24 protein-coding genes, 5 tRNA genes, 3 other RNA genes and 1 pseudogene are annotated in these 26,677 nt (G+C 53.8%); 10 read left to right on the top strand and 23 right to left on the bottom strand.

Annotated elements, in window-relative coordinates; all coding sequences use genetic code 11:
* Positions 1-94: 94 nt before the first annotated feature.
* The 3 genes from ACA373_RS10150 to ACA373_RS10160 form a co-directional block, all read right to left on the bottom strand.
* Entirely contained in the window at positions 95-649 is a 555-nt protein-coding gene (locus ACA373_RS10150) for a hypothetical protein (protein WP_370734472.1), read from the bottom strand.
* Between the two features lie 80 nt (positions 650-729).
* On the bottom strand, positions 730-876 hold the full coding sequence (locus ACA373_RS10155; RefSeq protein ID WP_370734473.1) for a hypothetical protein: 147 nt from the start codon (positions 874-876) through the stop codon (positions 730-732).
* A gap of 485 nt (positions 877-1,361) precedes the next feature.
* Positions 1,362-3,239, bottom strand: coding sequence for a recombinase family protein (locus ACA373_RS10160; protein WP_370734474.1), 1,878 nt, complete (start codon positions 3,237-3,239; stop codon positions 1,362-1,364).
* Positions 3,240-3,286: 47 nt separating this feature from the next.
* Between ACA373_RS10160 and ACA373_RS10165 the strand changes: the two are divergent.
* Positions 3,287-3,901: pseudogene (locus tag ACA373_RS10165) on the top strand (pyridoxal phosphatase); the annotation flags it as partial.
* A 324-nt stretch (positions 3,902-4,225) separates the two neighbouring features.
* Here ACA373_RS10165 and modC read toward each other — a convergent pair.
* The 4 genes from modC to ACA373_RS10185 all read right to left on the bottom strand — a co-directional run bounded on the left by modC (position 4,226) and on the right by ACA373_RS10185 (position 7,041).
* Positions 4,226-5,284 (bottom strand): molybdenum ABC transporter ATP-binding protein ModC, encoded by a 1,059-nt coding sequence (gene modC / locus ACA373_RS10170; RefSeq protein WP_253454850.1) that lies wholly within the window; start codon positions 5,282-5,284, stop codon positions 4,226-4,228.
* Positions 5,278-5,973 carry a molybdate ABC transporter permease subunit gene (modB, locus tag ACA373_RS10175; RefSeq protein ID WP_253454851.1) on the bottom strand — a complete coding sequence of 232 codons (696 nt, stop codon included), beginning with the start codon at positions 5,971-5,973 and terminating at the stop codon, positions 5,278-5,280. The genes modC and modB overlap by 7 nt, the downstream gene beginning before the upstream one ends.
* Positions 5,970-6,740, bottom strand: a complete 771-nt coding sequence (gene modA / locus ACA373_RS10180) for a molybdate ABC transporter substrate-binding protein (RefSeq protein ID WP_370734475.1) — start codon at positions 6,738-6,740, stop codon at positions 5,970-5,972. The genes modB and modA overlap by 4 nt, the downstream gene beginning before the upstream one ends.
* Positions 6,741-6,885: 145 nt before the next feature.
* The gene (locus ACA373_RS10185) at positions 6,886-7,041 is read right to left on the bottom strand and encodes an AcrZ family multidrug efflux pump-associated protein (RefSeq protein WP_253454853.1); all 156 of its coding nucleotides are present in this window, start codon (positions 7,039-7,041) and stop codon (positions 6,886-6,888) included.
* Positions 7,042-7,185: 144 nt separating this feature from the next.
* Between ACA373_RS10185 and modE the strand changes: the two genes are divergently transcribed.
* Positions 7,186-7,965 (top strand): molybdenum-dependent transcriptional regulator, encoded by a 780-nt coding sequence (gene modE / locus ACA373_RS10190; RefSeq protein WP_370734476.1) that lies wholly within the window; start codon positions 7,186-7,188, stop codon positions 7,963-7,965.
* Between the two features lie 76 nt (positions 7,966-8,041).
* Entirely contained in the window at positions 8,042-9,505 is a 1,464-nt protein-coding gene (gene modF, locus ACA373_RS10195; protein ID WP_301253498.1) for a molybdate ABC transporter ATP-binding protein ModF, read from the top strand.
* A gap of 498 nt (positions 9,506-10,003) precedes the next feature.
* On the opposite strand, the gene ACA373_RS10200 is transcribed toward modF, so the two are convergent.
* Complete coding sequence (locus ACA373_RS10200; RefSeq protein WP_253454856.1) at positions 10,004-10,687, bottom strand: hypothetical protein; 684 nt, start codon at positions 10,685-10,687, stop codon at positions 10,004-10,006.
* A gap of 914 nt (positions 10,688-11,601) precedes the next feature.
* Here ACA373_RS10200 and galT point away from each other — a divergent pair.
* The 4 genes from galT (at position 11,602) to gpmA (ending at position 15,722) form a co-directional block, all read left to right on the top strand.
* The gene (galT, locus tag ACA373_RS10205; protein WP_370734477.1) at positions 11,602-12,648 is read left to right on the top strand and encodes a galactose-1-phosphate uridylyltransferase; all 1,047 of its coding nucleotides are present in this window, start codon (positions 11,602-11,604) and stop codon (positions 12,646-12,648) included.
* 2 nt (positions 12,649-12,650) lie between these two features.
* Positions 12,651-13,799, top strand: coding sequence for a galactokinase (gene galK, locus ACA373_RS10210; RefSeq protein ID WP_253454858.1), 1,149 nt, complete (start codon positions 12,651-12,653; stop codon positions 13,797-13,799).
* A complete protein-coding gene (galM, locus tag ACA373_RS10215; protein WP_370734478.1) occupies positions 13,793-14,824 on the top strand; it encodes a galactose-1-epimerase in 1,032 nt (343 codons plus the stop codon). Before galK ends, galM begins: the two co-directional genes overlap by 7 nt.
* Positions 14,825-14,969: 145 nt before the next feature.
* On the top strand, positions 14,970-15,722 hold the full coding sequence (gene gpmA, locus ACA373_RS10220; RefSeq protein WP_253454860.1) for a 2,3-diphosphoglycerate-dependent phosphoglycerate mutase: 753 nt from the start codon (positions 14,970-14,972) through the stop codon (positions 15,720-15,722).
* Positions 15,723-15,778: 56 nt separating this feature from the next.
* Here the strand turns inward: gpmA and aroG are convergent, their stop codons facing one another.
* Complete coding sequence (gene aroG / locus ACA373_RS10225) at positions 15,779-16,831, bottom strand: 3-deoxy-7-phosphoheptulonate synthase AroG (protein ID WP_253454861.1); 1,053 nt, start codon at positions 16,829-16,831, stop codon at positions 15,779-15,781.
* A 295-nt stretch (positions 16,832-17,126) separates the two neighbouring features.
* On the opposite strand from aroG, the gene ACA373_RS10230 reads away from it, so the two are divergent.
* Together ACA373_RS10230 and zitB are read left to right on the top strand one after the other, a co-directional pair.
* Complete coding sequence (locus tag ACA373_RS10230; protein ID WP_125288878.1) at positions 17,127-17,477, top strand: YbgS-like family protein; 351 nt, start codon at positions 17,127-17,129, stop codon at positions 17,475-17,477.
* A gap of 142 nt (positions 17,478-17,619) precedes the next feature.
* Positions 17,620-18,549: a CDF family zinc transporter ZitB gene (gene zitB / locus ACA373_RS10235; RefSeq protein WP_301253501.1), complete on the top strand. Its 930-nt coding sequence runs from the start codon at positions 17,620-17,622 to the stop codon at positions 18,547-18,549.
* Here zitB and pnuC read toward each other — a convergent pair whose 3' ends face one another.
* From pnuC to ACA373_RS10250, 3 genes are all read right to left on the bottom strand, one after another.
* On the bottom strand, positions 18,550-19,257 hold the full coding sequence (gene pnuC, locus ACA373_RS10240) for a nicotinamide riboside transporter PnuC (RefSeq protein ID WP_253454864.1): 708 nt from the start codon (positions 19,255-19,257) through the stop codon (positions 18,550-18,552).
* 28 nt (positions 19,258-19,285) lie between these two features.
* The gene (gene nadA / locus ACA373_RS10245; RefSeq protein WP_253461066.1) at positions 19,286-20,326 is read right to left on the bottom strand and encodes a quinolinate synthase NadA; all 1,041 of its coding nucleotides are present in this window, start codon (positions 20,324-20,326) and stop codon (positions 19,286-19,288) included.
* Between the two features lie 135 nt (positions 20,327-20,461).
* The gene (locus ACA373_RS10250) at positions 20,462-20,959 is read right to left on the bottom strand and encodes a methylated-DNA--[protein]-cysteine S-methyltransferase (protein WP_253454865.1); all 498 of its coding nucleotides are present in this window, start codon (positions 20,957-20,959) and stop codon (positions 20,462-20,464) included.
* A gap of 167 nt (positions 20,960-21,126) precedes the next feature.
* Between ACA373_RS10250 and ACA373_RS10255 the strand changes: the two genes are divergently transcribed.
* A complete protein-coding gene (locus tag ACA373_RS10255) occupies positions 21,127-22,557 on the top strand; it encodes an AlkA N-terminal domain-containing protein (RefSeq protein ID WP_370734581.1) in 1,431 nt (476 codons plus the stop codon).
* Positions 22,558-22,802: 245 nt separating this feature from the next.
* Here the strand turns inward: ACA373_RS10255 and ACA373_RS10260 are convergent.
* The 11 genes from ACA373_RS10260 to tolB form a co-directional block, all read right to left on the bottom strand.
* Positions 22,803-22,927: non-coding RNA, RtT sRNA (locus tag ACA373_RS10260), on the bottom strand.
* 31 nt (positions 22,928-22,958) lie between these two features.
* Positions 22,959-23,034: transfer RNA gene (locus tag ACA373_RS10265), tRNA-Lys, on the bottom strand.
* A gap of 4 nt (positions 23,035-23,038) precedes the next feature.
* Positions 23,039-23,114 (bottom strand) — tRNA-Val (locus ACA373_RS10270).
* A gap of 60 nt (positions 23,115-23,174) precedes the next feature.
* Positions 23,175-23,298: non-coding RNA, RtT sRNA (locus ACA373_RS10275), on the bottom strand.
* Between the two features lie 13 nt (positions 23,299-23,311).
* Positions 23,312-23,387 (bottom strand) — tRNA-Lys (locus ACA373_RS10280).
* Between the two features lie 82 nt (positions 23,388-23,469).
* Positions 23,470-23,545 (bottom strand) — tRNA-Lys (locus tag ACA373_RS10285).
* A gap of 32 nt (positions 23,546-23,577) precedes the next feature.
* Positions 23,578-23,701, bottom strand: a non-coding RNA gene (locus tag ACA373_RS10290) — RtT sRNA.
* 13 nt (positions 23,702-23,714) lie between these two features.
* Positions 23,715-23,790 (bottom strand) — tRNA-Lys (locus ACA373_RS10295).
* Between the two features lie 164 nt (positions 23,791-23,954).
* Positions 23,955-24,743 (bottom strand): cell division protein CpoB, encoded by a 789-nt coding sequence (gene cpoB / locus ACA373_RS10300; protein ID WP_301729830.1) that lies wholly within the window; start codon positions 24,741-24,743, stop codon positions 23,955-23,957.
* Positions 24,744-24,752: 9 nt separating this feature from the next.
* Entirely contained in the window at positions 24,753-25,295 is a 543-nt protein-coding gene (pal, locus tag ACA373_RS10305) for a peptidoglycan-associated lipoprotein Pal (RefSeq protein ID WP_370734479.1), read from the bottom strand.
* 42 nt (positions 25,296-25,337) lie between these two features.
* Positions 25,338-26,630, bottom strand: a complete 1,293-nt coding sequence (tolB, locus tag ACA373_RS10310) for a Tol-Pal system beta propeller repeat protein TolB (protein ID WP_253454869.1) — start codon at positions 26,628-26,630, stop codon at positions 25,338-25,340.
* Positions 26,631-26,677 lie beyond the last annotated feature (47 nt).

Below are 26,677 nucleotides of genomic sequence, written 5' to 3' on the forward strand. Positions count from 1 at the left end.
AGCTTCGAGGCGAAACTCTGGGCTAAAATTGCGTCTGTTACGTCCGGTCATAATGTCACCTGTTTTGACTATGAGGCGATGATATCACCTCTATTCAGGTGGCCAAATTCACTATGCCACTACAAAGGTATTGTTGCATTGCTTGTACTAATCGGTTGTAGGCGTATGTGTTTGTACATTTACTAAAACGCTCAAGTAGTTCTTTAAGTCTATCTTTGCGTAGTTCTACGTAATACTGATGTGCTACATGAACATCTAAACTACTACCTGATTGCTTCGTCTTTCCATCTATACGAATCTGTGCATAGTACTTACCAGTTCTTTTATCGAGATATACACCTTTGATACCATGCTTAGAAGATGAACGTTTGAAGAGATTGTTGATTACTCTTGGAACCATGATACAGTTTTGTGGGCTATATTCTCGATTACCTTGAATCAGTATATCTTTATCAACATGCCAATCTTTTACATAGTTATCTACATACCACTTATAAAAGTTACTGAACAAGTACCAATCATCGCATATCGTTACGTCTTCATATCCTTTAGTCTTTCCTGCTCTGTTATGTATTGAACACCAGATAGGGTAAGCTAAATCTTGTAGTGGTAGGTTTTTTCTTTTTATGTCATTTACTTTTTTTATCATTATATATCATCCTTGATATGCTGAAGTACTTCATCCTGAAGTACCAATTTATTGTGTATGTTTTATAGTGTTGTCTTCACTTACTTTAGAATCATTGCGATATTGATAAGGTATTGAACACTTGCGGCAAGGTTCTTTGCTTTACCATCTTCTATCAATGAATCTAAAAATTCTTTTTGTGTAGGGGTAAGTTTTACCGTAACTTGTTCAGTTTTCTTTTCTTTCATATTGTTCCTTGAATTAAATTCCTTTTTATATAAAATCCATGCAAAAAAGCCCCCATCGTTGCGACGGGGGATCTTAAGATTGGAGGATTTCATATCGGACGCTTTTTAGCGTGCTGTACCTACATTATACCACAAGCTTTTCAGCCGTTTCATTTATCTACAACGAGTATAGAACAACACTCCAAAGCGTTTCGTATTTTTTTATATAAGTATTTAGTCTTCTTTGCTTCTGATACTATCTTTATACTTTTGGTAAGTCAGTACTACTTCTGCGATAAATGCCAGTACTAAGTACACCATAAAAAGAACGTATGCATATACAATCCATCCAGTGATCATAAGCACGAAGAAGAATGCGATTATCAGTACATATACAAACCATTCTAACATTGTGAGTTTCCTTCTCTGAGTTAGTTTCTATGTAAGTATTTATCGCACAAAACAAAAAAGTGCTTCAAATGAAAAAGGGGCTTTCGCCCCTTTGTTTAACTAAAAATAAAAGTGAAATTATGTCGCATCCATATCGCTACTGCATCTTCATCTTCTTCGTGTCCTATGTAGTTCTGCAACATTGCATAATCTGTCATAGACAAAGGTTCATCTTCGGCAAAGTGAATTCGTGGCATCAAACCATCTTCAACTGAAAGTGCGAATGAAGGAGTACGATAGATTACCAAGTTACCTGTTCGTTCAATATCGATTGCAGATACAAGTACAGGAACCTTATTAGCTTCAACCATAAGTACATACTTGAACTGATCAACGTTACGGTACTTGATGTCGATGATGTAACTTTTACCGTTCCTGTATAGCTTAATACATTCGAGTATCTTTGAAAGTTCTCTTTCAATTTTCGAACGTATTTCAATTTTACGTACATCATAGAGCATTGAAGTATCAACATGCTTCAATGCATCAACATCCACATGTACTTGTTCCAGCGTTAACAGCCGATCAGAAAGTTCTTTTAACTTTGTCTGGGACTCTTCTAGCTCTACAAGAACGTCAAAAGGTACTTTCCTTCCGGCATTCCTTAAACGCTCTATTCCTAATTCATATTCTTGTATGTGCTTTTCTTCTTCCTGAATATTCAGGCGTAACAATTCCAATTCTGGATTAGATTCACCAGCTTGCACAATCTGAGCGAAGTCCAATCCCTTTATGTGTTCTATCACAAAACGTTCTACGATTTCATAACGCAATGCTTTATTCACACAAAGATTATCACGTTCCCCTAAACAGCGTATGTATCTATACTCTTCAATCTTAGGTTCACTCTTAACTGGCTTACGTTTAGATACTACAACGTTATGGTACATTGGCTCACCACAAAGAGCACATCGAAATATACCAGAAAAAATATTACTCTTCGTTACATCTTTACCGCTATCAACGGTCTCGTATTTTATTTTTCCTTTGTCATCTAGTTTTGGATCGCCGTTTTCATCTAATTCTCTTCTAGTGATCATACCGCCGTTTAAACGTCCTGAACCGGGCCTACGACTCGCTAAAAGCTTTTGTACTAAATCAAATTCTTCTTTACTTATGACTGGTGGATAAACATCCATTTCATAACGTTTTTGATCTACAGGGTTTTTTGTATTGCTGTAATCACGGATTATCTCTGAAATAAAGATAACACCGGTTACACGGCGATTTTTTAGAACTTTATGAACTGCTTCACCTCTCCATGCTCGATCAAATTGCCACTCTTCCCCTTTCCCTTGAAGAACTTTTGCAATAGTCGGACAACCTATACCAGTCTGATAAAGTCTAAAAATCTCTTCTACAATTTTAGCCTTTTCATTTAGTACATACTTGTTATCAACAACATCTATCCATTTGGGACGCTTCTGAGTAACGATTGTGCCGTTACTAAAAGCATTGTCACGCTTTTTAGCCCATCCAGTACGAATACGAGTACTTTTAAATTTTGATTCATCATATGCACGCTGGGCATTCATCAAAACCATAGGCAACATCGCACTATTTTCACGACTGATGATAATATTCATAGTTGCATCGTGAATCGATATATTGTGATTGATTAAATCGTTGATGTATCCAATCACCGTAAAAGGATTTTGCCTGGAAAATCGATCTCCATTCTCGTACACGAGGTGAGAACCATCCCACATACCCGCACGAACTTCTTGCATCCATGCACCTAAGCCAGAAGTAATTAGCATGTTGTGTCCTTTGAAGGCACTCACCCCGCCCGACTCGGTGATGATTACAGGCTCTGGATCATCCATCTCAGCAAGGATGTTAGTACGTTTAAGGTATGCTTCAAGCAGTTCAGCTTGGCGGGCTAACCCTGAACCATCTAACTGTTGATCTGAGCTAACACGATGATAAACCACGCATCTTTTCATTTTTGGCCTAACCTTTTTTGTTTGTGCAACATTATACACACTTGTATGATTATCAAGCAAAAAAGGTGATATCTGCCGATCCGCTGCCGCAGGATCAGGCGCTGCGGGTGATTGAGATGCTGGACGAGGCCGCCATTCATGGCCTGCTGTATGTTGATAACGCGATGCTTTACCAGGCCGAAACCGGCCATGTAACCCGCACCATTAACTGGGGGCTGTCGCTGCCGGAACATCAGCGTCCGGTGTTTATTAAGGTGCCGAGCCTGAGCAAGGCGGCAGAAGAAGCGGAATCGATCTGGAAATTTGCCATATCCCATCCCGATACCCGCGCGCTGCAACAGTTTGCCGACAGCGTGGAGCAGGAAATGGGCCTGGCCTGCGAATGGTCCTGGCACGATCAGGTCGATATTGCCAAAGCGGGCAACAGCAAAGGCAAACGGCTGGCGGAGTGGGTTGAATCTGAAGGCTATCGGATGAGCGATGTGCTGGCCTTTGGCGATAACTATAATGACCTGAGCATGCTGGAAAACGTCGGGCTGGGCGTGGCGATGGGCAACGCCGACGATGCCATCAAGGCGCGCGCGCATCGGACGATCGGCACCAATCTGGAGCCGGGTATCGCACAGACTATTTATCAGGAAGTGCTGTAGCGGCTTTACCGATGGCAGGCGATCGGCAGCAGTCTGGCGCTGGGTATCGCACAGACTATTTATCAGGAAGTGCTGTAGCGGCTTTGCCGGTGGCAGGCGATCGGCAGCAGTCTGGAACCGGGTATCGCACAGACTATTTATCAGGAAGTGCTGTAGCGGCCTTGCCGATGGCAGGCGATCGGCAGCAGTCTGGCGCTGGGGATTGCACAGACTATCTGTCAGGAAGTGCTGCCAGCCTGGCTGACGATGTCCGCCTGTTGACGCGGGCATCGCCCTGAAAGCGATATCTGCGTCAACGCGACGGCAAAATGTATAAGCGGCGCGTCAGGCGGCGATCGCCACGCTTTTGATCTGGGCGTAGAGCCACATGCCCGGTTTAATCATCAGCTCATCCCGCGCCCAGGGCGTAATGCGCGCCCAGAGTTCGCTTTGCCCTATCAGCAGCTTCACCTCGACCTGATTATCGATATCCAGCAGCTCGCCGACCTGCGCCGGAATGACGTTGCGGATAGTGCTGTTCAGCGGCGGCTGCAGCACCAGCGAGACGTCGGCGGCCTGAATGCGAATGCGCAGCGGCGTTTTCAGCGGCGCGTCGATGCGGTTAACCCAGATATGCTGATCGCCCAGCGAAAGGGCCGTCATCGCATAGTGCGGATGCTGCTCCAGCACCTGAACGCGCAGCACGCTGCTTTGCTCCGCGCGCGGCAGCCACGGCCGCATGGCGCTGCTGGCCCAGACTTTTTCCAGCGCGCCCAGCGCTTTCACTTCGCCTTTATCCAGCACCAGCACGTTATCCGCCAGCTGGATAATCTCTTCAAGGCTGTGGCTGACGTACAGCACCGGAATGGCCACCTGTTTCGCCAGCGCCTGCAAATAGGGCAGCAGCTCACGCTTGCGCGGCAGATCCAACGAGGCCAGCGGCTCATCCATCAGCAAAATTTCCGGCGCGCTGAGCAGAGCGCGGCCTATCGCCACCCGCTGTTTTTCTCCGCCGGACAGCGAAAAAGGAAAACGCGACAGCAGCTCGCCGATGCCTAGCAGCGCTACCAGTTCATCGAACTGCGAGCGCATCGTTTTCGCCATGCCGTATTCCAGGTTGCCTTTCACCTTGTAGTGCGGAAAGAGGCGCGCATCCTGAAAAACATAGCCGATACGGCGCTTTTCCGGCGGCAGGTTCACGCTGGTCTGAGCATCGAACAGCACCCTGTCGTTCAGGGAAATATGTCCTTCCTGCGGCGTGGTCAGGCCGCCGATAGCGTTAATAAGTGACGTCTTGCCGGCGCCAGAGACGCCGAAAACAGCCGTGATGCCTTGCGCCGGTATGTTTGCGTTTACCTGCAAAGTGTGGTCGCCAAGGCGCTGGACAATATCAAGCTCTAACATGGCATCCCCAACTTTTTGCGTCCCCGACGCGCCAGCCATTCCGCCAGCCACAGCGAACAAAGCGCCAGCGCAATAGCGATCAGGCAAAGCCTGGCCGCCGCGTTTTCCGCGCCCGGCGTTTCAATCAGCGTATACATGGCGGAAGGAAGCGTGCGGGTTTCGCCAGGAATATTGGACACAAAGGTGATGGTCGCGCCGAATTCGCCCAGCGAACGGGCGAAGGCGAGCACCGTGCCGGCGATAATGCCGGGCAGCGTCAGCGGCAAGGTGATGGTGAAAAACACCCGCCAGCGGCCTGCGCCCAGCGTGCGCGCCGCCAGCTCCAGCCGACCGTCAACGCCTTCCAGCGCCAGGCGAATTGCCCGTACCATCAGCGGAAAAGCGACCACGGCAGAGGCCAGCGCCGCGCCGCGCCAGCTAAAGGCGAAGGTAAAGCCGAACCAGTCGTAGAGATACTGGCCGATAAAGCCGCGTCTGCCGAATCCAATCAGCAGCAGATAGCCGACCACCACCGGCGGCAGCACCAGCGGCAGGTGGATCAGGCTGTCGAGCAGCGTCTTGCCGGGAAACCGGCAGCGTACCAGCACCCAGGCCGCTGCTATGCCCAACGGCAGGCTGAACAGCACCGCCACGCTGGAGACTTTCAGGCTGAGCAGAACCGCCTGCCATTCGGGATCGCTTAATATCACAGAGGCGTAAATCCGTAGTGTTTAAACACGGCCGCAGCTTCCGGCCCTTTCAGATAATGATAAAACGCGGCGACGCCGGCGGTATCATGCCCTTTCACTTTCGCCATTGGATATTCCACCGGCTTGTGGCTGTCTGCCGGGAAAACGCCAACCACGGCCACTTTGCTGCTGGCTACCGCATCGGAGCCATACACGATGCCGTAAGGCGTTTCATTGCGCTCCACCAGTGCCAGCGCGGCGCGCACGCTGTTGCCTCGCGCCAGCATCGGCTCCAGCGTTGACCAGGCGCCCAGCGACTGCAATGCTTCCTTGGCGTAGATCCCTGCCGGAACATGATCGGGATCGCCTACGGACAGACGCTGGCCCTGCAACAGGCTTTTCCAGTCGGTGTTTTTCGACAGCGTGACTCGCGGCGATTTCGCTTCTTTCGGTGCTACCAGCACCAGCTCGTTGCCTAACAGCGTATAGCGGCTGGCTTCATCAATGCTTTTTTTCTGCGCCGCGTAATCCATCCACTGCTGATCGGCAGAGATAAAAAGATCGGCGGGCGCGCCCTGCTCTATCTGCCGCGCCAGCGTAGAAGAAGAGGCAAAAGAGGAGACAATTTTTACCTCTTTTCCCTGCTGGTAGCGATTAGCGATATCCTGCAACGCATTGGTTAAGGAGGCGGCGGCAAAAACGGTAATTTTTTCAGCCGCTACGGCCTGGCCGGTCAGGCTTGCCGTTACCACGGCACCGATCAAGAAATGGCGTAATTTCACAGACATGGTCTTCTCCGAAGGTCTCGTTATGTAGCCTTCACTATAACGATTTAACAACCGGTGTCATAAAGATTATCGGCATGAACGGAGAGAAGTTGAGGCGGCTCGCAAAAAATAGCGCCCGGTGTCGCCGGGCGTATCGGGCAGGGATCTAGCGGCGTTCTTTCGCAGGCTGCTCGTTGCGATGACCAAACTTTGAAATGACGTTAAAGACTTCGCCAAGGCCATAGATCAGGCCAAGGATTATCGCCATCACCACGGGAACCATGAGGATCGCTTCTGCAAGACCGATGAGTAATTCCAGCATGGTATTTTTCCTCACTGAATAAAAGAAGTTATTGTATCCGTAGCGGATAAAAGTGCACTGACCTTTTGTGCGTTTTACCTGTTTTTACGCCCCGCCTGCGCAACAGTGTACAATTCCGGAAACCCTTTTTTGCCAGGAGCGACCATGCAGGCTGAGCTTTCCCTGATCCTGAAATTACAGCAGCGGCTTTTCGCCGATCCCCGCCGTATCGAACTGCTTAAACAGATCGCCGCGACCGGCTCCATCAGTCAGGGCGCGAAAATGGCCGGGATCAGCTATAAAAGCGCCTGGGATGCAATTAACGAGATGAACACGCTGGCCGACCGCACGCTGGTAGAGCGCGCCACGGGCGGCAAAGGCGGCGGCGGCGCGCAGGTCACCGCCTACGGTGACAGACTGATTCAGCTTTTCGCGCTGCTGGAGCAGATTCAGCAGAAAGCGTTCGATGTATTGCAGGATGACGTGCCGCTGGGCAGCCTGCTGGGCGCCATCGCCCGGTTTTCGCTGCAAACCAGCGCCCGCAACCAGCTTTTCGGCACGCTGGTGCAGCGCGACGCGCAGACGGTGCAGCAGCATATTGAGATCCTGCTGGCCAACGGCGAGACGCGCATCAAAGCCGCGCTGACTGAACAGAGCGCCAATCGCCTTGAACTCACGCCGGGCAAAGAGGTGCTGGTGCTGATAAAAGCGCCGTGGATAGACGTGACCCAATCCGCGAGCCAGGCCGATAACCAGCTCGACGGCGTACTGAGCGAGTTGATTAAGGGCGAGACCCACAGTGAAGCGCTGATCGCGCTGCCGGGCGGCGAAACGCTGTGCGCTACCTTAACCAACCAGCGCGCGCAGGAGCAAAATCTTCAGCCTGGCGCGGCGGTAACAGCACATTTTAATGCCGATCGCGTGATTATCGCCACGCTGCTCTGAAAACGGCGGCACCATTTGACAGCGCCGCCGCTCAGCGTCGATAGTGAAGGGAATAGTGCATAAAATGGAATAAACAATGTCTACGTTGCAAATTTCGCAAGGCACGTTTCATCTTAGCGCGACCCGTAACCTGATGCTGCCGTCGCTGACGATCCGGGCTGGCGAAAGCTGGGCTTTTGTGGGCGCTAACGCCAGCGGCAAATCTTCCCTCGCGCGCGCCCTTGCGGGCGAGCTTGCCGCCGCACGAGGCGAAGTCGTCAACACTTTCCGCCCCACTCGTCTTTCGCTTGAGCAGTTACAAAAGTTGGTTTCCGAGGAATGGCAGCGTAACAACACCGATATGCTCAGCCCGGATGAAGAAGATACCGGCCGCACCGCTGCCGACATTATTCAGCAGGAGGTGCGCGATGAGGCACGCTGTCGTCAGCTGGCGGAAACCTTTGGCATCGCTTCGTTGCTCGATCGTCGTTTTAAATATCTCTCGACCGGGGAAACCCGCAAGACGCTGCTCTGTCAGGCGCTGATGGCCGAGCCGGACCTGCTGATCCTCGACGAGCCTTTTGACGGGCTGGACGTTGCGTCGCGCGCCAATCTGGCCCAGGTTCTGGCGCAGCTCCACCAGCAGGGGCACACGCTGGTGCTGGTGCTGAACCGTTTTGACGATATTCCCGACTTTGTCGAACAGGTTGGCGTGCTGGCCGAATGTGAGCTGACGCATGTAGGCGCACGCGAAGCAATCCTGGCCGAGGCGCTGGTCGCCCAGCTGGCACACAGTGAAAACCTGCAGGGGATGGCGCTACCGGAAGCGGACGACGCATCGGCAAAAACGGCGCTGTCATCGCAGACGCCGCTAGTGGTGCTGCGGGACGGCGTAGTCTCTTATAACGATCGCCCTGTTCTTAACCATCTTGACTGGACGGTGCAGGCGGGCGAACACTGGCAGATCGTCGGCCCGAACGGCGCGGGAAAATCAACGTTGCTGAGCCTGGTAACGGGCGATCATCCCCAGGGCTACAGCAATGACTTAACGCTGTTTGGCCGCCGTCGCGGTAGCGGCGAAACCATCTGGGATATCAAACAGCATATTGGCTACGTCAGCAGCAGCCTGCATCTGGATTACCGCGTCAGCAGCAGCGTGCGCAACGTGATCCTTTCCGGCTATTTTGACTCTATCGGTATTTATCAGGCCGTTTCCGATCGGCAGCAAAAGCTGGCGGAGCAGTGGCTACAGCTGCTGGGGATGCGTGCCGTGGCGGACGCGCCTTTTCAGAGTCTGTCATGGGGGCAGCAGCGGCTGGTGCTGATAGCCCGCGCGCTGGTCAAGCATCCGGCTCTGCTGATCCTGGACGAGCCGCTACAGGGGCTGGATTCGATCAACCGCCAGCTCGTGCGCCGCTTTGTTGACGTGCTGATTGGCGAAGGCGCCACGCAGCTTCTTTTCGTTTCGCACCATGCTGAAGATGCGCCACAGTGCATCACCCATCGCCTGACGTTCGTGCCGGACGGTGACGGCTATCGCTATCAGCAGGACAGGCTCTGAGGCGAGCTTAGGGTCAGCCGTCAGGCTGGCTCAGGCTACCTGTTCAAAGAAAGGATAGCGCATCGAAGTAACGGCATGGCGTGATGTACGTGGGCAACTCTTGCATAGTATGTAGGGCCAGTCTGGCTGGCGTGGGCGCGGGATGAATATGTAAATCTGAAGCCTGCTAAAATTTTGCAAAAATCTATATAAGGCTTATCTGATGAAGAAAAACAGACATATCAGTGCCGTCATGATGCCTGTTAAACATTTCCATTTTTTGGATTTTTCAACGTAAAAAAAGACCATGTAAAGTATGAATATAAATGATAGTGCCAGCCCACCAAAAACGTTTCCATTACCCCTGTTATTATTTAATGAACCTTGCGGGATAGTCGAATCCATATCGTAGATAACATCGTATTTATCAACCATAGATAAATAAATCAGCACCATGCAAACCAGATAAAAAAGAATAAATGCAATTCTAAAAAACTTATTCATAAAATCATGACCCTGTTACGAGACCAGTCTGGTAAAATGCTGCCAGTTTTTGACAATAAAATCACCATATCGCGTATCTTTTTTGATGCTTTCCAGACTCGGATTGGTGCCCCGGTTATATCTGGCTCCAATAATTCTCACATCATTCATACTGAGCCGAGAGGGTAACTTGTCATAGTCAGCAAGCTGGCGTAAGTGCATAGCCGCGAGGGTAATGTTATAGGCATCTTTTTCAAGACACCGTGATAGCGAGCGGAGTTCTGATGTACTCATCTTGTCTGCATTAAGGCCCATAGTTTTAGCTGCTGTACGCAGTTGCATGCTGACAAAGCCAAACGAGGTTTTAGCCGGCGGAGAGGTTACAGTAAGATTACGATCGATACAGACTGGGCCGCTCCAGTCTATGAAGCGAACTTCAAAAGCAAAACGATCTATAATATCTGGATCACCGCCTACCTCAATCCAGCAGACACCAGCAAGTAATTCTGGGGGCAGTTTATAGCGAAGAGCAGCCGATCTGATAAGCAAACTCTGTTTTTTGACCCAGGTATCTTTAAAACCTCTGGCATAAGATCTGCCACCGCCGAATCTTTCAGGAAGTATTTTCCAACGGAATACATCAAGGAAAGTCCATGAAGGGGATTTTGTCATCTTCCTGCATTGTTCAAAGTTACGCATATCCATATAAAAAATCTCCATTTATTTCTCTATGCTGCTCAATAAAACTGAGCGTTAATATCAGAAACCCTCGCCTTGTTGAGTACCAAAGAAATTTTAAAACGTGCGTTCCACTATGCTTTACTTATCTGACAAATCAGTCCTTACGCATGTTTTATACGACATATGAGTACCTACGACAACCCAAAATATACTGTATTTTTATAATGATTGTTTTCTTGTGATTGTAGCCTGAATTAAGAACAGACCGTTTATTTCATCCCCAACACTTAGTGCCTTTAAAAAAAGGCGCACTCCCATAATGGCCAGTAACACAGTCGCTCATATCTGGTTCGTAGATTTCGACATTATTCTACCGAGTAAAGCCATGATTATCTGCCCCTGTACGGCCTGAATAACCGCGTATAGTACCGCTACACTTTTTGGTATATACCAACTGCGCCATGCATGACGTAGACATGGCGTAAGTCCGTTCCTGGAGCCTCGGCACGCGTATCCCTGTGTTCGACGGTCGGGCCTCGTCTATACGTCCTGACAAGCGGCGAACGTTCGCCTGCCTGGATGTTGGCGCTACTCTTTTCGTTCTTTTAGTATGTTGGCACTAATGGTTCGCGCAGCCTTAGTATGTTGGCACTAAACACCAACAATGGTTTCAAGATGCCGGTGTGTCAGAGCGTCATCCGATTAATCTGATATTTACCCGCCATAGATTTCCCCTGCCCTGTCGACAGGCGGCACGCTCCGTGTAACCGCTACCACTTTCAACCGTAGCGGGAAAGGAATTTATGGATTAAACAGCCTTGAAACCTGCCTCTTAGGAATTTTCATCTTGTGTAAACGATTCCATTTATTCACACTCGATCACGCTTTATCGTTTCGCGCTGTGCTATTTTTCTTTCAGGCTTGCAGGCATTACAAAGTAATCAGGACTCAATATGCAGAAATTTAATCCGGTCGATCATCCGCATCGCCGCTATAACCCACTGTCCGATCAGTGGATTCTGGTTTCTCCGCATCGTGCCAAACGCCCCTGGCAGGGCGCACAGGAGACGCCTTCTCAGGAGAAGCTGCCTGCGCACCATCCGGACTGCTTTCTTTGCCCCGGCAACACGCGCGTAACCGGCGATAAAAATCCCGATTACACCAGCACCTATGTGTTTACCAACGACTTTGCCGCGCTGATGACCGATACGCCGGACGCGCCGGAGAGCGACGACCTGCTGATGCGCTGCGAAAGCGCGCGCGGCACCAGCCGGGTGATCTGCTTTTCACCGGATCACAGCAAAACGCTGCCGGAGCTGTCGGTTTCCGCGCTGGAAGACGTGGTTCGCACCTGGCAAGAGCAGACTGCCGATCTGGGTCAGCACTACCCGTGGGTACAGGTTTTTGAGAACAAAGGCGCAGCGATGGGCTGCTCCAATCCGCATCCTCACGGCCAGGTGTGGGCCAACAGCTTCCTGCCTAACGAAGCCAAACGCGAGGACGATCTCCAGTGCGCTTATTTTGCGAAAAAGCAGTCGCCGATGCTGGTGGATTACGCCAGTCGCGAGCTGAATGACGGCAGCCGCACGGTGGTGGAAACCGACCACTGGCTGGCCGTGGTGCCCTGGTGGGCCGCCTGGCCGTTCGAGACGCTGCTGCTGCCGAAAGCGCACGTCAAGCGCCTGACCGACTTAACGGACGCGCAGCGGGCCGATCTGGCCGTGGCGCTGAAAAAGCTGACCAGCCGCTATGACAACCTGTTCCAGTGCTCCTTCCCCTACTCTATGGGCTGGCACGGCGCGCCGTTCAACGACGACGCCAACGACCACTGGCAGCTTCACGCGCATTTTTACCCGCCGCTGCTGCGTTCCGCCACGGTGCGCAAGTTTATGGTTGGCTATGAAATGCTGGCCGAAACCCAACGTGATTTAACGGCGGAACAGGCGGCTGAACGGCTGCGTGCCGTCAGCGATATTCATTTCCGCGAGACCGGAGCATAACCATGAGTTTAAAAACCCTGACCCAACAGATTTTCAGCGAAAAATTTGGCTATGCCGCGCCGCAAACTATCCAGGCGCCGGGCCGCGTTAACCTGATTGGCGAGCACACCGACTATAACGATGGTTTTGTGCTGCCCTGCGCTATTGATTATCAGACCGTGATCGCCTGCGCCAAACGCGACGATCGCCAGGTACGCGTCATCGCCGCCGACTATGAAAATCAGGAAGATATTTTTTCGCTGGACGAGGCGATTACTCCGCATGACACGCAGATGTGGTCAAACTACGTGCGCGGCGTGGTCAAGCACCTGCAAAAACGCATTCCTGACTTCAACGGCGTGGATATGGTGATTGCAGGCAACGTGCCGCAGGGCGCGGGCCTCAGCTCTTCTGCCTCGCTGGAAGTGGCGGTCGGCACCGTGTTCCGTCATCTGTATGCGCTGCCGCTGGACGGCGCGCAGATTGCCGTAAACGGCCAGGAAGCGGAAAACCAGTTTGTCGGCTGTAACTGCGGCATCATGGATCAGCTGATCTCGGCGCTGGGCGAGAAAGATCATGCGATGCTGCTCGACTGCCGCACGCTGGGCACGCGTCCGGTGCCGATGCCGGAAGATATCGCAGTAGTGATCATCAACTCTAACTTCCGCCGTAACCTGGTGGGCAGTGAGTACAACACTCGCCGTCAGCAGTGCGAAGCGGGCGCAAAATTCTTTAACAAAAGTTCGCTGCGCGATGTCGATCTGGCGCAGTTTGCAGCGATGGAGCATGAGCTTGACCCGCTGGTCGCCAAACGCGTGCGCCACGTGCTGACCGAAAACGCCCGCACGCTGGAAGCGGCGGATGCGCTGGCGAAGGGCGATCTGGCGCGCATCGCCGTGCTGATGGCGGAATCTCACGCTTCCATGCGCGACGATTTTGAAATCACCGTGCCGCCAATCGATACCCTGGTAACCATTGTGAAAAACAGCCTGGGCGATCGCGGCGGCGTGCGCATGACCGGCGGCGGCTTTGGCGGCTGCGTGGTGGCGCTGATGCCGTTGGATCTGGTCGACAGCGTGAAAGCGGCCGTGGCGGAGCAGTACGAGGCGCAGTCCGGCATTAAAGAAACTTTCTACGTCTGCAAAGCCTCTGAAGGAGCGGGCCCATGCTGAGTCACTCGCATGCGCCAGACGGCCAGCCGTGGCGCATCACAACGCTGCGCAACGCGGGCGGCATGGTAGCGACCTTTATGGACTGGGGCGCCACCTGGCTTTCCGCGCGCGTGCCGATGAAAGACGGCAGCGTGCGCGAAGCGCTGCTGGGCTGTGCCACGCCGGCCGACTACCTTAATCAGACCGCCTATCTGGGCGCAACGGTTGGCCGCTACGCCAACCGTATCGCTAACGCCGCTATCAGTGCAGGCGAGCAGCGCTGGCAGCTGGCGGCCAATCAGGGGAAACATCAGCTGCACGGCGGGCCACAGGGCTTTCACGCCCGTCGCTGGCAGATCGTCAGCCAGACCGGCCAGGAAGTCGAATATCAGCTGGATTCCCCTGACGGCGATCAGGGCTATCCCGGCCATCTCCAGGTTACCCTGCGCTATCGGCTGGAAGAGGACAATACGCTCACGATCCGCTATCACGCCACGGTGGACCAGGCCTGTCCGGTTAATCTGACCAACCACGCCTATTTCAATCTGGATGCGCAGCACGGCGACGCGCGCCATCATCGCCTGCGCCTGCGTGCCGACCATTATTTGCCGGTCGACAGCGAAGGCATTCCCAACCGCCTGCTGACCGACGTCACCGATACCGGCTTTGATTTCAGAGAGATCAAAACGGTGGCGCAGGACTTCCTGCTGGATGACGATCAGCGCGCGGTCAAAGGCTACGATCACGCGTTTCTGCTGAACGGCGGTGACGATACGCAGCCGGACGCGGAGCTGTGGTCGGCCGACTGCAGGCTGAAGCTCAGCGTGTTTACCACCGCGCCTGCGCTACAGTTCTATTCAGGAAATTATCTGGAAGGCACCCCGGCTCGCGAGCAGGACGTCTATACTGCCTTTCAGGGCATTGCGCTGGAGAGCGAGTTTTTACCCGACTCGCCTAATCATCCGGAATGGCCGCAGCCCGACTGCTGGCTGCAGCCAGGTGAATCGTATCAGTCAGAAACGCGTTATCGCCTGACGCCGCTTTGATTAAGCGCATGAAAAACGTGCATCGCGCCTGCGGCAGGCTTACGTGGCGCGCAGATTTCCGCTATGGTAATGGCCAGTTAAAATTGCGTCGGCAATTTTCGCTTTCCGTTATCTTAGAAACGTCAGATTATTAAGGAGTTAAGCTATGGCTGTAACTAAGCTGGTTCTGGTACGTCACGGCGAAAGCCAGTGGAACAACGAAAACCGCTTTACCGGATGGTACGATGTCGATCTGTCCGATAAAGGGCGTACCGAAGCGAAAGCGGCGGGTCAGCTGCTGAAAAAAGAAGGCTTTACCTTCGATTTCGCTTATACCTCCGTGCTGAAACGTGCCATCCACACGCTGTGGAACATTCTTGACGAAGTGGATCAGGCCTGGCTGCCGGTTGAAAAATCCTGGCGTCTGAACGAGCGTCACTACGGTGCGCTGCAGGGTCTGGATAAAGCGGAAACCGCGCAGAAATATGGCGACGAGCAGGTTAAACAGTGGCGTCGCGGCTTTGCCGTCACGCCGCCGGAGCTGGATCGCGCTGACGAACGTTTCCCTGGCCACGACCCGCGCTACGCCGCGCTGACTGCCGAGCAGCTGCCGACTACCGAAAGCCTGGCGCTGACCATCGATCGCGTGCTGCCTTACTGGAACGAGTCTATTCTGCCGCGCATGAAGAAAGGCGAGAAAGTGATCATTGCTGCACACGGCAACTCGCTGCGCGCGCTGGTGAAATACCTGGACGACATGAGCGAAGAAGAGATCCTTGAGCTGAACATCCCAACCGGCGTGCCGCTGGTGTATGAGTTCGACGAAAACTTCAAGCCAATCAAGCACTACTATCTGGGCGATGCGGACGAGATCGCGGCTAAAGCCGCCGCCGTAGCGAATCAGGGTAAAGCGAAGTAAGAGCCAATAAAAAAATCCGCCGAAAGGCGGATTTTTTTATGTCGCGTACGGGAAACTTATCCGCGACGCGCTTTCACCGCCTCTGCCAGCTGGCGCAGCACGGTTTCAGTATCTTCCCAGCCGATGCAGCCATCGGTCACGCTCTTGCCGTAGACCAGCGGCTCGCCGCTTTCCAGGCTCTGATTGCCTTCAACCAGATGGCTCTCGATCATTACGCCGATAATCGCTTTTTCGCCGCCCGCAATCTGCTGCGCCACGTCGTCCGCCACGGTCAGCTGCTTTTTAAACTGCTTGCTGCTGTTGGCATGGCTGAAGTCGATCATAATTTGCGGCTCCAGGCCCGCTTTCGCCAGGCCTGTCTTCACTTCTTCCACATGCTGCGCGCTGTAGTTCGGCTCTTTGCCGCCGCGCAGAATGATATGGCAGTCGCCGTTGCCGCTGGTTTCCACAATGGCGGAGTGTCCATATTTGGTCACCGACAGGAAGCAGTGCGGCGCGCTGGCGGCATTGATCGCATCAATAGCCACTTTAATGGTGCCGTCGGTGCCGTTTTTGAAGCCGACCGGACAGGAAAGCCCGGAGGAAAGCTCGCGGTGCACCTGAGATTCGGTAGTGCGCGCGCCAATCGCGCCCCAGCTCATCAGATCGGCCACGTACTGCGGCGTGATCATATCCAGAAATTCGCCCGCCGCCGGCAGGCCGGTATCGTTGATGTCCACCAGCAGCTTGCGCGCAATGCGCAGACCGTCGTTGATCTGATAGCTGTTATCCATATGCGGATCGTTGATCAGCCCTTTCCAGCCAACCGTGGTGCGCGGTTTTTCAAAGTAAACGCGCATGACCACTTCCAGCGAGTCGCTCAGCTCTGCGCGCAGCTTCAGCAGACGGGCAGCGTACTCCTTTGCGGCCTCGGTATCGTGAATTGAGCAAGGGCCGATCACCACCAGCAGGCGATCGTCGTTTTTTTGCAGGATACGGTGAATGGCCTGGCGGGTATCAGCGACAGTTTTAACCGCCGTCTCCGTGGCAGGAAATTTTTCAAGCAGCGCAACGGGAGGTAAAAGTTCTTTTATTTCTTTAATTCTTAAGTCATCATTCTGATAATTCATAATATTTCCAGATAGTTACTGAGCCGTACTGCACACCAGGCGCATCCAGACCAATTTATCGCGTGAACCCCAGCCTGTAAATCGACTTTGCACAAATTATTATCAGTACGAGTTGCCGTTTTCGCGCTTTTTACTACACTTTAACTTGTTAATACTTAAAAAAAACGCACAGGGATCGCCTGCTTTATCGCCGCGTATCGCTTGCGTAAGGAGAGGTTGCCTCTTCCACTTTATGCAAACCGCTTTTTTAGCAGGGTTTGGTTCGCCAAGACGCAAAAAAAATTAACGGAGTAAGATGATGAAAAAGTTTGCAATCGTTTTCCTGACAGCAGCAATGACTCTGGGCAGCGCTTCCGCCATGGCGGCGGGCAGCAACAACGGTACCGCTAACCAGGCGGCAGACGCCGGGGCCGCAGCGGGCAGCGCAAAACAGAATATTGCGCCGAACAACGTTGATAACAGCCATATCAATAATACCGGCGACGCCACTGCCAATACCACGCACAAAACGACCCATCACGCTAAAAAGAAAATGACCGCGGATGAGATCGATAAAAATACCCAGTGCAAAGACGGTAAATGTCCTGACATTAACCAGAAGGTAGGCCCTGGCACTGACAGAAAAACCGACGGCACCTCGCAGTAAGTTAGCCGCGGATGACAAAAGGAGAGCTGAGGCTCTCCTTTTTTTATTGGCCGCCCCAGCGCATTCACAATAAAAAAGCCCGTCACGGGCATGCTCCATTCCTTGTTATGATAAAGCAGGTTTATTGAAAAGATGGATACTTATGGCGCATTCGCATTCTCATAGCGGCGGAAACCGCAATCGTTTACTGGCCGCCTTTCTGGTCACGGCCGTTTTTATGGTCGCGGAAGTTGTTGGCGGCCTGCTTTCCGGCTCGCTGGCGCTGCTGGCCGATGCCGGGCACATGCTCACGGACGCCGCCGCGCTGCTGATGGCGCTGCTGGCCGTGCAGTTCGCCAGTCGCAAGCCAAACGCACGCCACACTTTCGGTCTGCTGCGGCTGACTACGCTGGCCGCGTTTATCAATGCTATCGCTTTGATCGTGATTACCGCGCTGATCGTCTGGGAAGCCGTCCAGCGCTTTATGCATCCCGAACCCGTGGCCGGTGGCTTTATGCTGGGCATTGCCGTAGCGGGCCTGCTGGCGAACCTGCTCTCTTTCTGGCTACTGCATCACGGTAGTGAAGAGAAGAACATTAACGTTCGCGCCGCCGCGCTGCACGTGCTGGGCGATCTGCTGGGTTCCGTCGGCGCCATTGCTGCCGCGCTGATTATTATGTTTACCGGCTGGACGCCCATCGACCCGATCCTGTCGCTGCTGGTGGCGGTGCTGGTGCTGCGCAGCGCCTGGGCGCTGCTGAAAGAGAGTTTTCATGAACTGCTGGAAGGGACGCCGCCGCAGCTGGACGTGGAGAAGCTGAAGCGGGCGTTAACGCGTGATATTCCTGAGGTACGCAACGTGCACCACGTTCACCTGTGGCTGGTGGGCGAAAAGCCGGTGATCACGCTGCATACGCAGGTGATCCCGCCTTACGATCACGACGCCCTGCTGCACCGTATTCATGACTACCTGCACGAGCACTATCAGATCGAGCACGCCACGGTGCAGATGGAATACCAGAGCTGTGACGATGGCGACTGCGAGCTGTCATGGGGAAAAAGCGGGCACGACCATGCCCACCATCATCACTGATTAAGCCAGCGCCTGCCTGCGGGCGCTTTTAATCCAGAGCCACGAGCCGTTCAGCGCAATTAACGTCAGAATGGCATATTCCAGCGACATTGCATAAACCCCCTGACGAGCGAAGATCATCACGCTAATCACATCAATCACCACCCACAGCAGCCAGTTTTCGACATATTTCCGCGTCATTAAAATCATCGCCACCACCGACAGCACCAGCAGACAGGAATCCCAGAACGGGAAAGCGTCCGGCTGAAGCTGCGGCATCGCCACCGCCAGTCCCAGCGTCTGCATCAGCTTAACGGCGACTTCCGTCAGCCAGCCAAAAACCGGGTTGATATACAGGGTCATCAGGGCAATCGCCACCACGCTGAACAGCGCCCAGCCAAGGGCTTTTGGCAGGCCCAGCCAGCGAATTTGCAGCGCCTGCTGGTTGTCGGTGGTCTGCCGCGTCCATGCATACCAGCCGTAAACGTTAGCGCCGAAGAAAAAGAGCTGCAGCAGCAGGCTGGCATAAAGCTGGATCTGGAAAAAGATCGCCGCGAAGAGCGTGACGTTGATCAAACCAAAAACGTAGTTGATGTTTTTTTCAAGGCTGGCGAGCCAGATACAGAGCAAACCCGCCAGCGTGCCGATCGCTTCAATCCAGGAGAGATCGTAGCCGCCCGCCCCTACAGGGATGTGAACCAGAATATTTTGCGTGCTGAAAAAATCCATATTGGCACCTTGTAGCTGAAAACGGGCGTTATTTTAATGATGCAGCAAAGGTTAGCATACGATCCAGCGGCCGTAACGCGCCTTCGCGCAGCGCCGCATCAACGTTAATTTCATGTTCGCTGCCGCCGTGCTCCAGCCCTTCTGCAATAGCCTGTAGCCCGTTCATCGCCATCCACGGACAGTGCGCGCAGGTGCGGCAGGTTGCGCCCTCGCCCGCCGTTGGCGCTTCCAGCAGCTCTTTGTCCGGGCAGGCCTGCTGCATTTTGTAAAAGATACCGCGATCGGTTGCCACAATCATTTGCCGCTGCGGCAGCGTTTTCGCCGCCTGGATCAGCTGGCTGGTTGAGCCTACTGCATCGGCCAGCTCGACAATGGCCTGCGGCGACTCAGGGTGCACCAGTACCGCCGCATCGGGATAGAGCGCTTTCATCCGCGCCAGCGCCTGGGTTTTGAATTCGTCATGGACGATACAGGCCCCTTGCCAGCACAGAATATCCGCGCCGGTCTGGCGGGTAACGTAGCGGCCAAGATGGCGATCCGGCGCCCAAATAATTTTTTCCCCCAGACCGTCAAGGTGTTCAATCAGTTCAACGGCGATGCTGGAGGTCACTACCCAGTCCGCGCGCGCTTTTACCGCTGCGGAAGTGTTGGCATACACGACAACGGTACGATCGGGATGCGCATCGCAAAACCGGGTGAATTCGTCAATCGGACAGCCCAAATCCAGCGAGCATTCCGCCTGAAGCGTCGGCATCAGAATGGTTTTTTCCGGGCTGAGTATTTTTGCGGTTTCGCCCATAAAACGTACGCCCGCCACCAGCAGCGTGGAGGCCGGATGCTGGCTGCCAAAGCGCGCCATCTCCAGCGAATCCGCCACGCAGCCGCCGGTCTCTTCCGCCAGCGCCTGGATTTCCGGATCGGTATAGTAATGCGCAACCATTACCGCATCGCGCTCTTTCAGCAGCCTTTTGATTTTGCTGCGATAAAATTGCTTTTCATCAGGCGTTAAGCGGGCAGGCTTAGGCGGAAAAGGATAGACAGCGGTTTCGGGATCGAACATCAGGCTCATCACACGGCTCTCGTTTTGTGCACTTAACCAGAGTGGCGGCCATAACGTTCGTTACGCGCTTATCCGCCCGGCTTGTTTTATATGCTAAACAAGATAGCCGAAACTTTCACCGCTGTCGCGGATTATTTGCTGCCCTTAACGAAGCTGGAAGTTATCCGTCGCCTCCAGCTTCAGTAAATAAGCCTTAACCTCAAGCCCACCGGCAAAACCGGTCAGCTTGCCGTTGGCGCCGATCACCCGATGGCAGGGCGCAATAATCGATACGGGATTTTTGCCGTTAGCCGCGCCTACCGCGCGTACTGCGGCTGGATGCCCAATCTCGCAGGCAATCTCCCGATAGCTGCGGGTTTCGCCAAAGGGGATCGCCACCAGCGCGGCCCAGACTTTTTTCTGAAATTCCGTGCCGACAAAATCAAGCGGCAGCGCGAACTGCCTGCGTTTGCCGGCAAAATATTCCGAAAGCTGGCGCGCCGTTTCCAGCAAAATCGGATGCGATCCTTCCCGCAACAGCTCGGGAAGTCGGTAACGCCTGGGATCTTCGTTTTCCCACAGTACGGCTGCAAGCCCTTTATCGCTGGCAATCAGTTTTAACGTGCCGACCGGCGACGGCATAAGCGTGTAAAAATGACTCATCTTATTTCCTCCTCCTCCGTGCTACGGACAGTAATTATCCGCGTAACGGCCCGAGTTGCCAGCCGTTTTCGGTCATCGATCTGAAATAGTTAGCTGTCCGAAAATGGCTGGCACGGCATCGAAAAGCGGCCTACTCTGCCAGACAGGTTGCCTGACGGGAAAAGATGATGATTGATGCAAAAATCGCGTACCTTGCGCTTACCTCGCGCGACAGCCGTTTCGATGGCGTGTTCTATGTAGGCGTGATCTCGACGGGGATTTACTGTCGCCCGGTCTGTCCCGTAAAGGCGCCGCTGGCGAAAAATTGTCTGTTCTTTGACAGCGCTGCCGCCGCCGAAAAAGCGCATTTCCGCCCTTGCCTGCGCTGTCGGCCTGAACTGGCACCCGGCAATGCGCCTATTGATAACGGCAGACGTATTGCGGACAGCCTTATCCAGCATATTGCCGAGGGCGTGCTGGAAGAAGACGCCAGTCTGGAAACGCTGGCGGCCCGTTATTCTGTCAGCCTGCGGCAGCTGCGGCGCATTGTGCATAAAGAACTGGGCGTATCGCCGCTGGAGCTAAAGCAGACTCGCCGGCTGCTGCTGGCAAAACAGCTGCTGACTGAAACCGCGCTGCCGGTGACGGAAATTGCGCTGGCCAGCGGTTTTGCCAGCCTGCGCCGCTTCAACGATGCCTTTAGCAAGCGCTACCGGATGCCGCCCGGCCGCCTGCGCAAACAGATACCTGCGGATAGCGATACCTCGACGCTGTTACTGCATTACCGCCCCCCTTTTGACTGGGTGGCCCTGCTGGATTTTCTTCGCCTGCGCGCGCTAAAAGGCGTGGAAGCGGTCGATGACGTCAGCTATGCCCGTACGGTGCGTCTGGGCGCGCATCGGGGCTGGATCCGCGTCATCCACACAGGAAACTCGCTTCAGGTAACCTTTACGCATTCACTCGCGCCGGTTTTGTCTGCTTTGCTTTTGCGGCTGCGAAATTTATTCGATTTGGATGCGCATCCGCAGATCGTTGCGGAGCATCTTGGTCAGGATCCTTTATTGAGCGAAAGCCTGCTGAAAAACCCCGGCCTGCGCGTGCCTGGCGCTTTCGATAGCTTTGAAATGATGGTGCGGGCCGTACTGGGCCAGCAGATTACGGTAAAGGCAGCCACAACGCTTGGCGGGCGCTTTGCTGACGCTTTTGGCGAGGTTATTACCACGCCTGTTCCCGGTCTGACGCATCTGTCGCCTGAGGCGTCTACAGTTGCGTGCAGCACGCCTGAAGCAATAGCCAGCCTTGGCATCGTACGTACGCGAGCCAGAACGCTGCTGGCGCTGGCAGATGCCTGCGCGCAGGGCATGCCAGAAACAGCCGCGCAGCCGGAGCTGATGATAGCCAGGCTGACCGCCTTGCCGGGCATCGGCGATTGGACGGCACATTACATAGCTATGCGCGCCTTACGCTGGCCCGATGCGTTTCCGGCGGCGGATATCGTGGTGCGAAAAAATTTGGGTAGCGTGACGGCAAAAGAAGCGGAACGGCTGGCAGAAGCCTGGCGGCCGTGGCGCAGCTACGCGGTGATGCATATCTGGAAAAACCTGACGCCGCTGAAGTAGCACGGCAGTTGAAGCGCTGCACTCAGGCCGCTTTAGAGCGACCGGAGCTGGGCGCGTATGGACGCGCGAAACGAGCCTGGGGGACGGCGCGTCCGTGTTCCGAGCTGCCTCAGCCGCCTCTGCTGCCATTCTCCGATCTTATCGCGACAGAATAATAATACTGCTGCTTCAGGCCAGTTAGCCAGGTTCGAACCCCGCCCGAATTACAAACGGCAAAAAGGCGCCTTTAGGGCGCCTTTCTATATTGGTGGGTCGTGCAGGATGACTCGGCTAAAGCCTCGCCCTTCGGGTCGTTGCCTTTGGCAACGCTGTCTCCCTCTGGTCGACTCGACCTGCGGCAGGTTCGAACCCTGCCCGAATTACAAACGGCAAAAAGGCGCCTTTAGGGCGCCTTTCTACATTGGTGGGTCGTGCAGGATTCGAACCTGCGACCAATTGATTAAAAGTCAACTGCTCTACCAACTGAGCTAACGACCCGAAGTGGTGGGTGATGACGGGCTCGAACCGCCGACCCCCTCCGTGTAAAGGAGATGCTCTACCAACTGAGCTAATCACCCACTTCGGTACTTCTCGTGAAAGTAATCCTTCACGTTTTACAGCGGTTACCATTTTAGTAATGGTGGGTCGTGCAGGATGACTCGGCGTCCCTGGGCCTGACGGCCCGTTGCTTATGGCAACGTTGTTTCGCTTTGCTCAACCGAACCTGCTGCAGGTTCAAATCCTTCACGTTTCACAGCGGTTACCATCTTAATAATGGTGGGTCGTGCAGGATTCGAACCTGCGACCAATTGATTAAAAGTCAACTGCTCTACCAACTGAGCTAACGACCCGCTGTGTACTGCCTGCCGCTTAATGCCTGAAGACCGGAAGGTTCAAATCCTTCACGTCTTGCATCAGATACCACTTAAAAAGTGGTGGGTCGTGCAGGATTCGAACCTGCGACCAATTGATTAAAAGTCAACTGCTCTACCAACTGAGCTAACGACCCGCATCATGCGGTACTGCTTACTACTTAATTAGTGGTGGGTCGTGCAGGATGACTCGGCGTCCCTCGGCCTGTCGGCCCGTTGCTTAACGCAACGTTGTTTCGCTTCGCTTAACCGAACCTGCTGCAGGTTCAAATCCTTCACGCTTACCTTTTGTCACTACTTAATTAGTGGTGGGTCGTGCAGGATTCGAACCTGCGACCAATTGATTAAAAGTCAACTGCTCTACCAACTGAGCTAACGACCCACTTTTACGCTGTCAGAACGTTTTAACATATGTCCCGGCAACGGCGGCATATATTACTGATTTACCGTTTCAGCGCAACCACTATTTTCAGATAACTTGTTCAACTGCCTGAGTTTCACCCGACCGGGCCATAAATTAGGCTAAACCCGTTCGTAAGCGGTTAATTACAGCGCAGCCGCACGTTTTTGCGCTTGTTTCGCCACGTCGGTGTTTGGATACTGTTTGATCACCTGCTGGTAGACGGCTTTCGCTTTCGCGCTGTCGCCCTTCTCCTGCATGATCACACCCACTTTATACAGCGCATCCGCGCTTTTCGGCGATTTAGGGTAATTTTTCACTACGGTGGCGAAATAGTAGGCCGCGTCGTCTTTTTTACCCTTGTTGTAATTCAGCTGTCCCAGCCAGTAGTTAGCATTCGGCTGGTAGGTTGAATCCGGATACTTCTTGATAAAAGCCTGGAACGCAGCGATAGCCTGCTCGTTCTGCTTTTTCTCCAATACCAGCGCCACAGCCGCGTTGTAGTCGCTGTTGGCGTCGCCACCCTGCGTCGGCGCAGCAGAAGCGCTGTCGCTGGCTGTAGCGCCTTCTGCGGCCGCTGCCGGAGCCGTAGCGCCTGAAGCCGCCTGAGGCTGCGCAGACGCGCCGCTGCTCAGCGTATCTATCTGCTGATAGAGATTCTTCTGGCGTTCGGTGATCTGGTTAAGCTGATACTGGTTTTCCTGAATCTGACCACGCAGCGAGTCAATGTCACGCTGGTTGTCGGCAAGCTGCTGCTGGAATTGCTGAAGAAGCTGTGCCTGCGCGTTAGAGATACGCTCAAGCGAGGTGACGCGGTCTTCGACCGAGCCTGAACCTACGTTACTGATTGACGCCTGGGCATTAGCGGCCCAGGGGGCCGCTACGCCAACCAGTAACGACAGACCCAGCAAGTGAAGTCTGAAGTTACTAATCATATGATTCTCTTAGTATACCAGTACGGCACGACGGTTTTTGGCGTAAGCCGATTCGTCGTGGCCCAGTACGGCTGGCTTCTCTTTACCGTAAGAAACGATAGAGATCTGGTCAGCAGAAACGCCTTTGCCCTGCAGGTACATTTTAACGGCAGTAGCACGACGCTCGCCCAGGGCGATGTTGTACTCTGGCGTACCACGCTCATCCGCATGACCTTCTACAGTCACTTTGTAAGACGGGTTGTTACGCAGGAAAGTAGCGTGCGCGTCCAGCATCTGAGCGAACTCAGACTGGATGTCATACTTGTCCAGACCGAAGTACACGATGTTGTTGCGTTGCAGCTGCTGCATCTGCAGGCGCGCCTGCTCGTCGGAGGACATATTGCCGCCGTTCATGCCGCCGTTCATGCCGCTGTTCATGCCGCCGTTTGCGTCATCGCCCATACCCATACCGCTGGTCTGGTCGTTGTTGTTGTTTTTGTGTGAGCTACATGCAGCCACTGCGATAACTGGCAGTGCCAGCATTAAGCCTTTCAGCACTTTATTCAGTTGCATTTCTACAATCCTATTATTGTTTGCCATACATATTTATATGCATCACAGATACGGCGACCAGGCAGGTGATTTTACCTGTCCATCAGTAGCCGGAAGACGCGCTTTGAAACGACCGTCGGTCGACACCAGCTGCAGTACGGATCCCATGCCTTGAGTAGCGCTGTAGATAACCATAGTGCCGTTTGGCGCGAGGCTCGGCGTTTCATCCAGGAACGTGTCCGTTAATTGTTGAACGGCTCCCGTTTCCAGATCTTGTCTGGCGATATGTTGCGCACCGCCGTTGGTGCTTACCATCACCAGAGATTTTCCATCGGTGCTGACATCGGCGTTCTGATTCTGAGAGCCTTCCCAGGTCAGACGCTGCGGCGCGCCGCCGTTTACACCAATTTTATAGATTTGTGGACGACCGGCCTGATCCGAGGTATAGGCCAGCGTCTGGCTGTCCGGGAACCAGGTAGGTTCAGTGCTGTTATAGCGGCCGTCGGTGATCTGACGCATCTGGCCTGAACCTAAGTCCATCACGTAAAGATTCATGCTGCCGGATTTCGACAGGGTGAACGCCAGCTTGCTGCCGTCAGGCGAGAACGCAGGCGCGCCGTTATGACGAGGGAAAGAAGCAACCTGGCGGATAGCGCCGTTGGCCAGCGTCTGGATCACCAGCGCCGATTTGCCGCTTTCAAAGGTCACATAGGCCAGCTTGCTGCCATCTTTCGACCAGGCCGGAGACATCAGCGGCTCAGGCGAACGGTGCACCACAAACTGGTTATAGCCGTCATAGTCGGATACGCGCAGCTCATACGGGAACTGGCCGCCGTTGGTCTGCACCACATAGGCGATACGGGTACGGAACGCGCCTTTGATGCCGGTCAGCTTTTCAAAGCTTTCATCGCTGGCCGTATGCGCCGCGTAGCGCAACCATTGTTTAGTCACCTTGTACTGATTCTGCGCCAGCACGGTGCCCGGATTACCGGAGGTATCCACCAGCTGATAAGAAACGGTATAGCTGCCGTCGGCGCCAGGCTGGATCTGCCCGACCACCACCGCATCAATACCCAGCGCGGTCCATGCAGCAGGCTGCACTTCCGCTGCGGTGCCTGGCTGCTGTGGCAGACGAGCGCGATCCAGCGGATTGAATTTGCCGCTGTTGCGTAAATCCGCCGCCACGATGCCGCCAATATCTTCCGGGGCTGCGCCCGGGCCAGCCCATTTAAACGGGACTACGCCGATAGGACGTGCGGTGTTAACGCCCTGGGTAATCTCAATGCGAACTTCTGCATGCGCCATAGCGACAAACAGCATCAGGAAACTTAGTGCTACTCGTAATGCCTGCTTCATCTTCTCTCCCTTACCTGAACGCTACGTCCACGATAATTAGCAGTGTT

It is taken from the genome of Erwinia sp. STN24 (assembly GCF_041320675.1).
Taxonomy (GTDB): Bacteria; Pseudomonadota; Gammaproteobacteria; order Enterobacterales; family Enterobacteriaceae; genus Erwinia; species Erwinia aeris.